Source organism: Streptomyces chattanoogensis, assembly GCF_001294335.1.
Taxonomy (GTDB): Bacteria; Actinomycetota; Actinomycetes; order Streptomycetales; family Streptomycetaceae; genus Streptomyces; species Streptomyces chattanoogensis.
Window position 1 is genome coordinate 1 of the sequence record NZ_LGKG01000198.1, and the last position, 10,720, is coordinate 10,720.

Annotated in this window: 13 protein-coding genes; 4 read left to right on the forward strand and 9 right to left on the reverse strand. The window is 70.8% G+C overall.

Features of this window, described 5'->3' with window-relative positions; all coding sequences use genetic code 11:
• Positions 1–340 precede the first annotated feature (340 nt).
• Positions 341–997, reverse strand: a complete 657-nt coding sequence (locus ADL29_RS38335; protein WP_053928101.1) for a DNA-3-methyladenine glycosylase — start codon at positions 995–997, stop codon at positions 341–343.
• Positions 998–1,233: 236 nt separating this feature from the next.
• Between ADL29_RS38335 and ADL29_RS38340 the strand changes: the two genes are divergently transcribed.
• The 3 genes from ADL29_RS38340 to ADL29_RS38350 all read left to right on the forward strand — a co-directional run bounded on the left by ADL29_RS38340 (position 1,234) and on the right by ADL29_RS38350 (position 3,516).
• Positions 1,234–2,016 (forward strand): sporulation protein, encoded by a 783-nt coding sequence (locus ADL29_RS38340; protein WP_053928102.1) that lies wholly within the window; start codon positions 1,234–1,236, stop codon positions 2,014–2,016.
• 42 nt (positions 2,017–2,058) lie between these two features.
• Positions 2,059–2,598, forward strand: a complete 540-nt coding sequence (locus tag ADL29_RS38345) for a YbhB/YbcL family Raf kinase inhibitor-like protein (protein WP_053928103.1) — start codon at positions 2,059–2,061, stop codon at positions 2,596–2,598.
• A gap of 411 nt (positions 2,599–3,009) precedes the next feature.
• Positions 3,010–3,516: an HNH endonuclease gene (locus ADL29_RS38350; protein WP_053928104.1), complete on the forward strand. Its 507-nt coding sequence runs from the start codon at positions 3,010–3,012 to the stop codon at positions 3,514–3,516.
• A gap of 30 nt (positions 3,517–3,546) precedes the next feature.
• Here the strand turns inward: ADL29_RS38350 and ADL29_RS38355 are convergent, their stop codons facing one another.
• From ADL29_RS38355 to ADL29_RS38370, 4 genes are all read right to left on the reverse strand, one after another.
• On the reverse strand, positions 3,547–4,314 hold the full coding sequence (locus ADL29_RS38355; protein ID WP_053928108.1) for a sulfite exporter TauE/SafE family protein: 768 nt from the start codon (positions 4,312–4,314) through the stop codon (positions 3,547–3,549).
• A gap of 86 nt (positions 4,315–4,400) precedes the next feature.
• The gene (locus ADL29_RS38360; RefSeq protein WP_046928709.1) at positions 4,401–5,339 is read right to left on the reverse strand and encodes an SPFH domain-containing protein; all 939 of its coding nucleotides are present in this window, start codon (positions 5,337–5,339) and stop codon (positions 4,401–4,403) included.
• Between the two features lie 145 nt (positions 5,340–5,484).
• Entirely contained in the window at positions 5,485–5,898 is a 414-nt protein-coding gene (locus ADL29_RS38365) for an NfeD family protein (protein WP_053928109.1), read from the reverse strand.
• Positions 5,899–5,957: 59 nt separating this feature from the next.
• Complete coding sequence (locus ADL29_RS38370; RefSeq protein WP_046928708.1) at positions 5,958–6,767, reverse strand: ABC transporter ATP-binding protein; 810 nt, start codon at positions 6,765–6,767, stop codon at positions 5,958–5,960.
• 89 nt (positions 6,768–6,856) lie between these two features.
• Here ADL29_RS38370 and ADL29_RS38375 point away from each other — a divergent pair, with 89 nt between their 5' ends.
• Positions 6,857–7,663, forward strand: a complete 807-nt coding sequence (locus ADL29_RS38375) for a hypothetical protein (protein WP_053928105.1) — start codon at positions 6,857–6,859, stop codon at positions 7,661–7,663.
• A gap of 114 nt (positions 7,664–7,777) precedes the next feature.
• Here ADL29_RS38375 and ADL29_RS38380 read toward each other — a convergent pair whose 3' ends face one another.
• From ADL29_RS38380 to ADL29_RS38395, 4 genes are all read right to left on the reverse strand, one after another.
• The gene (locus tag ADL29_RS38380) at positions 7,778–8,020 is read right to left on the reverse strand and encodes a chaplin (RefSeq protein ID WP_046928706.1); all 243 of its coding nucleotides are present in this window, start codon (positions 8,018–8,020) and stop codon (positions 7,778–7,780) included.
• A 172-nt stretch (positions 8,021–8,192) separates the two neighbouring features.
• Positions 8,193–8,438, reverse strand: coding sequence for a chaplin (locus tag ADL29_RS38385; RefSeq protein WP_046928705.1), 246 nt, complete (start codon positions 8,436–8,438; stop codon positions 8,193–8,195).
• 188 nt (positions 8,439–8,626) lie between these two features.
• Positions 8,627–9,274, reverse strand: a complete 648-nt coding sequence (locus ADL29_RS38390; RefSeq protein ID WP_053928106.1) for a response regulator — start codon at positions 9,272–9,274, stop codon at positions 8,627–8,629.
• On the reverse strand, positions 9,267–10,412 hold the full coding sequence (locus tag ADL29_RS38395) for a GAF domain-containing sensor histidine kinase (RefSeq protein WP_053928107.1): 1,146 nt from the start codon (positions 10,410–10,412) through the stop codon (positions 9,267–9,269). The genes ADL29_RS38390 and ADL29_RS38395 overlap by 8 nt, the downstream gene beginning before the upstream one ends.
• Positions 10,413–10,720: the final 308 nt, after the last annotated feature.

Genomic DNA, 10,720 nt, shown 5'->3' on the forward strand with positions numbered 1-10,720 from the left:
TGACCGTCCGGCTTTCGCTTTTCGGTCTTTCCGACTTTAGCAGATCCGGGCCTCGCCGTTTCCGGTCGAATTTCGGTTCCGATTTCCCGTCGGAGGGGGTTGTGCGCGCCTTTCGGCGTGGCAACTACTTTACCGTCTTTCCCTTGCGGCTCATAATCGGGCCGACGGAATCGAATTTTGGCAACGCCAAAGACGACCCGTTAGGGAAGCGTACGTAGTGGTTGGTTGTGCCGCCTGGCGGTCTGCGCAAATGGCGCTGCCCGTCTCTAGCGGCTCGGGCTACGTTAGGCGTTTGGCCGTGGAGAGTCAAGTAGCCATGGGGAGTCGGGGGGCTCGGCAGTCACGTGGGAGAAGTGGTGCGGCGGCGCGGGGTGTGCGGGCGGTACTGGCTGATGGTGGGCTCGTCCGCGATCCAGTAGCGCCAAGGGTGGTCGGCGCCGTCGCCGCCCACGCCGACGCGGGGGCCGTTGCGTACCCGGGCGGGCGCTGCGGGGGTGCCGTAGAGGACGGAGAGCGGGGCGGTGGGGTCGCCGCCGTGGCAGACGTCGGTGCCGTCCAGGGTGCGGTCGATGTCCAGGGCGGTGGCCAGGCGGGCCGGGCCCTTGGCCAGTTCATGGGAGGTGCGGGCCTTGGGGCGGCGGGCGGCGGCCAGGGGCGTGCCGGTGAGGATTTCGCCGGCGCGCAGGAGGACACCGCTGGCCTTGCCCTCGGGGCCGCAGACCAGGTTGAGGCTGAACCACATGCCGTAGATGAAGTAGACGTAGGCGTGGCCGGGCGGGCCGAACATCGCGGCGTTGCGGGCGGTGCGGCCGCGGTAGGCGTGGGAGCCGGGGTCGGTTTCGCCGTCGTAGGCCTCGACCTCTGTCAGGCGGAGTTCGATCGGGCCGTCGGGGGTGTGGCGTACGAGGGTGCGGCCGAGAAGATCGGGGGCGACGTCCAGAACCGGGCGGTCGAAGAAGTCGCGGGAGAGCGGCATACGTTCCGGTACGTCGGTCATGTGCACCGAGCCTAGTGCAGGCAAATGGGTGGGCGACTGGCCACGGGGGCGTCGGGGTTGGGAAGGTGTGGCTCGCGGAACCGGTCTGCGCCGTTCCGCGTTTCCAGAGGTTCGAAGAAGTTCGACGATATTCGGCGACATTCAACGGGGTCACAGGCGGCGTGCCGGGAGGGGCGCGGCCGGGATCCCGGGTGAGTTTGCACTGAGCACAGGCGTTGCGCCTGGGGAGGACGAGCATGGGGTTCAAGAAGCTGCTGGCGAGCATGGGGGCCGGGGGCGCGAAGGTGGAGACGGTCCTCTTCGAGGAGAACGTCGTTCCCGGTGGCGTCGCGCAGGGCGAGGTGCGGATCCAGGGCGGGTCCGTGGCGCAGGACATCCAGGGGCTGTCCGTCGGGCTGCAGGCGGTCGTCGAGGTGGAGACCAGCGACGGGGAGTCGAGGCGGAACATCGAGTTCACCAAGCTGCAGGTGGGCGGCGCGTTCCAGGTGCAGGCGGGTGCCGCGCACACCGTGCCGTTCGGGCTGGAGATTCCGTGGGAGACGCCGATCACGGCGTTCCTCGGGACGCATCTGAAGGGGATGAGCGTCGGGGTGCGGACGGAGCTGGCGATCGCCCGGGCTCTGGACTCCGGTGATCTGGACCCGGTGAACGTGCACCCGCTGCCGGCGCAGCAGGCGATTCTGGATGCGTTCGGCCGGCTCGGGTTCCGGTTCAAGTCCGCCGACCTGGAGCAGGGGAAGATCCGGGGGACGCGGCAGAAGCTGCCGTTCTACCAGGAGATCGAGTTCTACGCGCCGCAGCAGTACCGCGGGCTGAACCAGGTCGAGCTGTCGTTCGTCGCCGACGACCGCGAGATGGACGTGGTGCTGGAGATGGACAAGAAGCCGGGTCTGTTCACCGGGGGCTCGGACTCGTACCGGCAGTTCACGATGAACCTCCACGACTTCCAGGGGACCGACTGGGCCGGATACCTCAACCAGTGGCTGGCGGAGGTCGGCGGTAAGCGGAACTGGCTCTAACCTGGCCGGACAGAGTGTCAGCAAGCGACCAGGAGGTTCGAGGTGTCCGAGCTGAAGCGGCGGCCGCTCCCGCACGATTTCCATCCGCCGGTACCGGAGTTCGCGGTGTCGAGCGAGGAGGTGGAGCCGGGCGGCACGCTGCGGCCGGAGCAGGTCTTCGCCGAGGGGAACCGTTCGCCGCAGCTGCGGTGGACGGGGGCGCCCGAGGGGACCGGGAGCTATGCCGTCACCTGCTACGACCCGGATGCGCCGACGGGCAGCGGTTTCTGGCACTGGGTGCTGTTCGACATTCCGGCGTCGGTGACGGAGCTGCCGGCCGGTGCCGGCAGCGGTGACATGAAGGGGCTTCCGGCGGGGGCCGTTCATGTGCGCAACGACTACGGGACGCGGGACTTCGGGGGCGCGGCGCCGCCGCCCGGGGACGGTCCGCACCGCTATGTGTTCACGGTGTACGCCGTGGACCAGGAGAAGCTCGGGCCGGATGCGGATGCCTCGCCCGCGGTGGTCGGGTTCAATCTGCGCTTCCATACGGTCGGGCGGGCCCAGCTGATCGCCGAGTACGAGGTGCCCGCGCAGGGCTGAGCCCGGTGAGTGCCCCGTAATTCCGTTGCGCCCCGGCGCTTCCCGCACGCAGAGTGGTACCTGGCTGACGGCCTGCAAGGGCCGTCGGGCAGCCGGTACCGCAGTGGCGGGAGCGGCGGGGCGCAGGTGTGTCGCCCCCTGTTTGCCGGAGTCCGCCTTCATCACGGCGGGCGTCCTCGCCGGCTGCCGTTCGCTCCGGGTCCCGTGTGCTTCACGGGGGCGGGATCCGGAGCGGCTTTCCCCGTGCCGCCGTGTCGGTCACGAGTCCCGCCGGATCACCTCTTCTTCACCTTCCCCTCGCCTGCCATTTCCCTTGTGGCGTACGGAAATTGCGTTGTTCGGGGAATACCTGCCACTGCACAGTGGAGCAACTTCGCCGCGGGGGCGGAGCGGGTCCGGAAGGTGGACGGGATGCGCGAGACGCTGGTGCTCAATGCGAGCTTCGAACCGCTGTCGACGGTGTCGCTGCGGCGTGCGGTGGTGCTGGTGATGCAGGACAAGGCCGTGGTCGAGAACGCGCACCCGGGGCTGCGGATCCGTGCCGCTTCGGTGGATGTCCCGGTGCCCCGGGTGATCAGGCTCAGCAGATACGTACGGGTGCCGTTCCGAAGACGGGCGCCGTGGTCGCGGCGGGGGGTGCTGGTGCGGGACCAGCACCGGTGTGCGTACTGCGGGCGGCGGGCGACGACCGTGGATCACGTGATGCCGCGGGCGCAGGGCGGTGCGGACAGCTGGCTGAATACCGTCGCCTCGTGCGCGGAGGACAATCACCGTAAAGCGGACCGTACGCCGGAGCAGGCGGGGATGCGGCTGCTGCGGAAGCCGTTCGAGCCGACGCCGGCGGATGCGCTGCTCTCGGCGCTCGGGGTGTCCGTACGGGAGGAGCTGCCCGACTGGCTGGGGGCGCTGCCGGCCTGAGGGACTCCCGCAGCCGTCGCCCAACTCGCCTTATTTGAGGATGAGTTGGGCGATGGCCGCCAGGCCGACGGCGACGATGACGGCCCGGAGGGCGGTGGGCGGCAGGCGGCGGCCCACCTTCGCGCCGATCTGGCCGCCGAGGGTGGAGCCGACCGCGATCAGGGCGACGGCGGTCCAGTCGAAGCGCGCGACGAAGAGGAAGAAGAGCGCCGCCACGCCGTTGACGATCATCGCAAGGACGTTCTTGAGGGCGTTGATGCGCTGCAGGTCCTCGTCGAGCAGCAGGCCCATCAGGGAGAGGTAGAGGACGCCCTGGGCGGCGCCGAAGTAGCCGCCGTAGGTGCTGGCGAGCAGCAGGCCGAGGAGCAGGGCGATCCCGCCGTCGCGGTGCGCGGTGGTGTTGTTGCTCTCCCGGCGCGCGCGGAGTGCGGCGGCCAGTCTGGGCTGGGCGATGACGAGCACGAGCGCGAGGCCGATCAGTATGGGGACGATCGTGTCGAAGGCCTCGGAGGGCAGTGCGAGCAGCAGTATCGCGCCGGCCAGGCCGCCGACGAAGGCGGTGGCGCCGAACCGCAGCAGCCGGGTGCGCTGGCCGGCCAGTTCGCGGCGGTAGCCGATGGCGCCGCTGAGGGAACCGGGCACCAGGCCAAGGGTGTTGGAGACATTGGCCGTGACGGGCGGCAGGCCGATGGCCAGCAGCACCGGGAAGGTGATGAGGGTGCCGGAGCCGACGATGGTGTTGATGGTGCCGGCGCCGACTCCCGCGGCGAGGACGGCAACGGCTTCCCAGATGGACACGGCCATCTCCTCACATGGTCAGTGGTCGCCTCCCCGCCGTGAAGGTCGAGGGGCCACCACCGATCATGCACGAGGGTGTCCGGGCGTCAGTCGATGGGGGGTGTCTCGCGGTTCGGGGAGCTGGGCTTGGGGATGGAGCCGCCGCCGGTCGGCGGGGTGAAGTTGCCGATGGCGCCGCCGAGGCCCTTGAGGGCGTCGCCGATCTCGCTGGGCACGATCCAGAGCTTGTTGGCGTCGCCCTCGGCGATCTTCGGGAGCATCTGGAGGTACTGGTAGGAGAGCAGCTTCTGGTCCGGGTCGCCGGCGTGGATGGACTCGAAGACCACCCGGATCGCCTGGGCCTCGCCCTCGGCGCGGAGGGCGGCGGCCTTGGCCTCACCCTCGGCGCGCAGGATGGAGGACTGCTTCTCGCCCTCGGCGGTCAGGATCTGGGACTGCCGGACACCTTCGGCCTGGAGGATGGCGGCGCGCTTGTCACGGTCGGCGCGCATCTGCTTCTCCATCGAGTCCTGGATGGAGGTCGGCGGCTCGATGGCCTTGAGCTCGACGCGGTTGACGCGGATGCCCCATTTGCCGGTGGCCTCGTCGAGGACGCCGCGCAGTGCGGCGTTGATCTCCTCACGGGAGGTCAGGGTCCGCTCGAGGTCCATGCCGCCGATGATGTTCCGCAGCGTGGTGACGGTGAGCTGCTCGATGGCCTGGATGTAGCTGGCGACCTCGTACGTGGCGGCGCGCGCGTCGGTGACCTGGTAGTAGATGACGGTGTCGATGTTCACGACCAGGTTGTCCTGGGTGATCACCGGCTGCGGGGGGAACGGCACGACCTGTTCGCGCAGGTCGATGCGGTTGCGGATGGAGTCGATGAACGGAACGACGATGTTCAGGCCGGCGTTGAGGGTGCGGGTGTAGCGGCCGAAGCGTTCGACGATGGCCGCGCTGGCCTGGGGGATGACCTGGATCGTCTTGATGAGTGCGATGAACACGAGCACCACCAGGATGATCAGGACGATGATGATCGGTTCCACAGCGGCTCCCGTGCCCTTCGTTGCTGGTCCGTGTGCCGGCCACAGGCCGGCTTGGCTGTCAGTCCGTTGCCGTTGATCAGTCTTTCAGAGACGTGGTGCGTCGTGCAGCGGGTTCAGGTCAGAGTGTTCAGGTCGGCGGGCCGGGTCAGATGACGACGGCCGTGGCTCCCTCGATCTCGACGACATCGACCTTCTGGCCCACTTCGTAGACCTGGTCGCCGTCGAGGGCGCGGGCGGACCAGACCTCGCCGGCGAGTTTGATACGGCCGCCCGCGGTGCCGTCGACGCGCTCCAGGACCGTGGCGGACTTGCCCTTGAGCGCCTCGATTCCGGAGGCGAGTTGGGGGGCCTGGGCCCGTTGGCGCCGGGCGATGGGCCGTACGACCGCGATCAGCGCGACCGATACGGCGGCGAAGACCAGGAATTGCGGGACGGTGCCGCCACCGAGCGCAGCGGTGACGGCACCGGAGACGGCGCCGACCGCGAGCATCCCGAATTCGGGCATCGCGGTCACGACGAGAGGAATGGCCAGTCCTACGGCGGCGATCAGCCACCACACCCAGGGATCCACGGCTTCATGGTAGATCCGCGATGCGCCCCGGGACAGGGCGCGATCGGTCAGCCGAGGGGCAGGCCCTGTGCGGTCCAGCGGTCGCCGTTGCGCTCGACGACCAGGGGGAGGCCGAAGCAGTGGGAGAGGTTGCTGGAGGTCAGTTCGAGGTCGAGGGGGCCGGCGGCCAGCACCTTGCCCTGGCGGATCATCAGGACGTGGGTGAAGCCCGGGGGGATCTCCTCGACATGGTGGGTGACCATGATCATCGAGGGCGCGTACGGGTCGCGGGCGAGGCGGCCGAGGCGGCGGACCAGGTCCTCGCGGCCGCCGAGGTCGAGGCCGGCGGCGGGCTCGTCCAGGAGGAGGAGCTCCGGGTCGGTCATCATCGCGCGGGCGATCAGGGTGCGCTTGCGCTCGCCCTCGGAGAGGGTGCCGAACTTGCGGTCCAGGTAGTCGTTCATGCCGAGGCGGTCGAGGAAGGCGCGGGCGCGCTGCTCGTCGACGTCCTCGTAGCTCTCCTGCCAGTGCGCGGTCATGCCGTACGCGGCGGTGAGCACGGTCTCCAGGACGGTCTGGCTGCGCGGCAGTTTGTCGGCGAGCGCGATGCCGGCGATGCCGATGCGCGGGCGCAGGTCGAAGACGTCGACCCGGCCGAGCTGCTCGCCGAGGACGGCGGCGGTCCCGGTGGAGGGGAAGAGGTAGCTGGAGGCGACGTTCAGGAGGGTGGTCTTGCCGGCGCCGTTGGGGCCGAGGATGACCCAGCGCTCCCCCTCCTTCACCGACCAGGAGACCTGCTCCACCAGAGCCCGTCCTTCGCGGACCACGGATACGTCCACCAGCTCCAGTACATCGCTCATGAGCGCGTTGTCTCCCATTGCTCTCGGTCGTCTCGTGCGCCTGTAGGCGCATCCCCCCAGCAAACCTACGCCACTCGTTGTCGGTGCCGTTCCCTAGGCTGGGGACCATGCTCGATGAACCTCGATCAGGACGGCTGGCATCATGGGGAAATGCCCTTTTGGCCGGACTTGTCTCACCCGATGAAGCCGCGCACCGTATCGCGGACGATGACGCGGTGCACCGCGTGGCCGGTCTGCCCGGCGAGGAGGCGCCGGCCGGTCTGACCCTGGCGCTGGGCCGGCTGCGGCGGCTGGGGGCGGCCGGCCTGCGGGTGGCGCTGCCGGTGCCGGGGCATCCGCTGGGGCTGAGCGGGCCGCCGGAATTCAATGCACGGGCGCTGGAGGCCGGAGAGGCGGTGATCGCCGCCGGGGCCGGGCTGGGGCTGGTGCCGGAGATATACGAGGCCGGGCCGGAGGGCGGCGCGGGGCCCGATGTGCACGTGGAGGTGGTCTGGCACTGCCTGCCGGTACGGGAGGCACCCCCGGCCGATGTGCCGTCGCTGGGCGAGGCGGAGCGGGAGCTGGCCCAGGCCCTCCAGGAGGCGACCGCGGTGCTCTCGAAGCTGGATGTGGCCGGGGCCGGGCCGGTCGCGCAGGCGGCGCTGGAGGCGTACCGGGCGCGCGCGGAGGCCGGGCGGCAGGTGCTGGCGCCGGGCTATCCGCCGCGGGCGGTACGGGTGTTGGAGCTGGCCCAGCGGGTCGGTGCGCTGATCGACATCGCCCTTCACGCGGGCGGGGAGCACGGCGGGGCGGTGAGCTCGTCGGAGATCGCGGCGCGCGCCGAGGCGCTGCGGCCGGTGGAGCGTACGGCCCGGCGGGCACAGGTGGCGGCGTACAACTCCGCGGTGGAGGAGCAGGAGCGGCGCCGGGGGTGAGACAGGCAGCACGGGGAAGGCCCCGCCGGACCGCGAAGCGGTCGGCGGGGCCGTAAGGGAGGGGCCTCGGCGGCCCTGGGTGGCCGGGGGTGCCGGTCCCCGTGCCGGGCGGGCTCAGCGGTTCACGGCGTGGTTCCCGAAGGCGGGGTTGAGCAGGCCGACGACGTTGGCGCTGTTGCCGCTGATGTTCACGGGCACGGCCACCGGCGCCTGGACGAGGTTGCCCGAGCCGACGCCGGGGGACTTGACGGTCTGCCCGACGGCCTGCGGCTCGTCGGCGAACGCCGAGCCGGCGGCGGCACCGGCGGCGAGCCCGGCGGTGGCGAGGACGAGGGCGGCCTTCTTGGCGGTGTTCATGAGATGGAGTTCCTCACTCGGCGGCGCGGGGCCGCACTGACAGGGCTGTGTGAAGGGGGGACCGGCCACGCGTCCCGGAGTTGACGGGGCCGGTCCGGCATGACCTGCACGGACCACGGCTGTGCGGTCCCTCACTGGGCGCGGTCATGCGGAGTGTGCCGACGGGCTGCGATCAGAAGTTGATGCAGTCGTTGCCGAAGGCCGGGTTGAGGGCGCCGATGATGGTGGCGGTGTTGCCGCAGGCGTTCACGGGGATACTGATCGGGGCCTGGACGAGGTTGCCGGAGAGGACACCCGGGGACTTCACCGCGGTGCCCAGAGCCTGCGGGCCGGAGTGCGCCGAGGCAACTCCCGCACCCGCGGCGGCGAGACCGCCCGCCACCATCGTGATGGCCGCAACTCGCTTGATGTTCTTCACTTCTCTTGCTCCTCGTTGCCGATGCCGCGACCAGCCGCCGCGGCTGCACTGCACAACGCCGGGACACTCCGGGGGATACGCCAAATGGGCTACCGCTACACGACAGTATGAATCTCGGACCGGAAGACGACGTTCCGATTCGACGTCACGGTAGGGAGCGCGGCAGAGGACACGGTGGCGAGCCGGGGTCAGGCCCCGATGCCGTGCCGGACCGCCCAGAGCGCGGCCTGCGTCCGGTCGGCGAGGTCGAGCTTCATCAGGATGTTGGAGACATGCGTCTTGACGGTCTTCTCCGAGAGCACCAGAGCGCGGGCGATCTCGCGGTTGGAGCGCCCGTCCGCGATCAGGCCGAGCACCTCGCGCTCCCGCTCGGTCAGTGAAGTGCCCCGTCCCTGGCCGTTGTTGCCCTCCTCCTGGGAGAGCAGGGCGCCGGCGACCTCGGGCTGGAGCAGGACATGGCCCGCGTGGACGGAACGGATGGCGCCGGCCAGCGCCTCGGGGTCGATGTCCTTGTAGACGTAGCCCGCCGCGCCGGCCCGCAGCGCGGGGACGACGGTGCGCTGTTCGGTGAAGCTGGTGACGATCAGCACCCGCGCGGGGTTGGTGAGTTCACGCAGCTTGCGCAGCGCCTCGATGCCGTCCATGCCGGGCATCTTGACGTCCATCAGGACCACGTCCGGGCGCAGCTGTTCGGCGGCCGCGACGCCCTCGGCGCCGTCGGAGGCCTCCCCCACCACCTCGATGTCGTCCTGGACCTCCAGGAATGTGCGCAGTCCCCGGCGTACGACCTGGTGATCGTCCACCAGCAGCACACGGATCGATCCGGTGTCAGCCACCGGGTACCTCCATCTCCACGGCGGTGCCCCTGCCGGGCTCCGACTCCACCCTGAGCTTGCCGCCGACACCGCCGGCGCGGTCCCGCATCGAGACGAGTCCCAGGTGGCGGCCGGCCCGGCGGACCCGTCCGGTGTCGAAGCCGCGGCCGTTGTCGGCGACCCGCAGCAGCGCCCCGTGGCCGTGGCGGGTGAGGGTCACCTCGACCTGGCCGGCGCCCGAGTGCCGCAGGGCGTTGTGCAGCGCCTCCTGGGCGACCCGGAGCAGCGCCTCCTCCTGGGCGGCAGGGAGCGCGCGGACGCCGTTGGCCGCGAAGGTGACGCGGGCGGTGTGGGCACGGTCGAGGACCTGCGCCTGGGAGCGCAGAGTGGCGACCAGGCCGTCCTCGTCGAGGGCCGCGGGGCGCAGCTCGACGACGGCGGCGCGCAGCTCGTCGGCGGCCTCCGCGGCCAGCGCGGCGACCTGGTGGAGCTCGCCCTTGGCGCGGGCCGGGTCGCGGTCGACCAGGGCGGTGGCGGCCTGGGCGGTCAGCCGGAGCGAGAAGAGCTTCTGGGCGACCGCGTCGTGCAGCTCGTGCGCGAGCCGGGCGCGCTCCCCCGCGATGGTCAGCTCGCGGCTGCGCTCGTAGAGGCGGGCGTTGGTCAGGGCGATGGCGGCGTGCTGGGCGAGTATGCCGAGCAGGTGCTCGTCCTCCTCGGTGAAGCCGCAGGTGCGCTCCGGCTTGGGGCAGCGTTTGTTGGCGAGGAAGAGGGCGCCGAGGATCTCGTCGCCGTCGGCGACCGGCAGGCCGAGGAAGTCGGACATGTCCGGGTGGGCGGCGGGCCAGCCGCCGAAGCGGGGGTCCTCGCGGACGTCGGCGAGCCGTTCCGGGGTGGCGTTGTGCAGCATCGCGGCGAGGATGCCGTGCTGGCGGGGCAGCGGCCCGATGGCCTTCCACTGTTCGGCGCTGACACCGTCCACCACGAACTGGGCGAAGCCGCCGTGGTCGTCGGGCACGCCCAGGGCGGCGTACTCGGCGTCCAGCAGCTCGCGGGCCGAGGCGACGATGGTCTTGAGGACGTCCCGAACCTCGAGGTGCCTGCTCATCGCCAGGATCGCGGTGCTCACCGCGGGGATCCCGGCTCCCGGACCGTTGCTCATGGCCTCACCGTACCGGCGGGGTGACCAGCACGTATCGGTCCTGCGGAGGCCCCTGCCTACTACTGGGGGCCTAGGCCGGTCCGCTGCGCTTTGCCGGGGCCCCACGTTGTCGGCTTTCCCGCCGTGGGGGTTGTTCGCCGTTGCGCCTGCGGCGGGCTGGTTGCCGCTGCGCGGGGCTGTCCGGCAGCGGCACCGGGCTTACACGGCTCCGCCGCTACAGCCCGGCACCTCCCCGTTTCACCCCCACTGTCGGGAGGGGACGGACCGCAGGACGGAGTCCGGAGGGCCGGCACCGCGGCCGACAACCA

Excerpts from the sequence above, each read along its gene's own strand:
- ADL29_RS38335 (WP_053928101.1), bottom strand. The coding sequence starts at position 997 with ATGACCGACGTACCGGAACGTATGCCGCTCTCCCGCGACTTCTTCGAC.
- ADL29_RS38340 (WP_053928102.1), top strand. The coding sequence starts at position 1,234 with ATGGGGTTCAAGAAGCTGCTGGCGAGCATGGGGGCCGGGGGCGCGAAG.
- ADL29_RS38350 (WP_053928104.1), top strand. The coding sequence starts at position 3,010 with ATGCGCGAGACGCTGGTGCTCAATGCGAGCTTCGAACCGCTGTCGACG.
- ADL29_RS38370 (WP_046928708.1), bottom strand. The coding sequence starts at position 6,767 with ATGGGAGACAACGCGCTCATGAGCGATGTACTGGAGCTGGTGGACGTA.
- ADL29_RS38375 (WP_053928105.1), top strand. The coding sequence starts at position 6,857 with ATGCTCGATGAACCTCGATCAGGACGGCTGGCATCATGGGGAAATGCC.
- ADL29_RS38380 (WP_046928706.1), bottom strand. The coding sequence starts at position 8,020 with ATGAACACCGCCAAGAAGGCCGCCCTCGTCCTCGCCACCGCCGGGCTC.
- ADL29_RS38395 (WP_053928107.1), bottom strand. The coding sequence starts at position 10,412 with ATGAGCAACGGTCCGGGAGCCGGGATCCCCGCGGTGAGCACCGCGATC.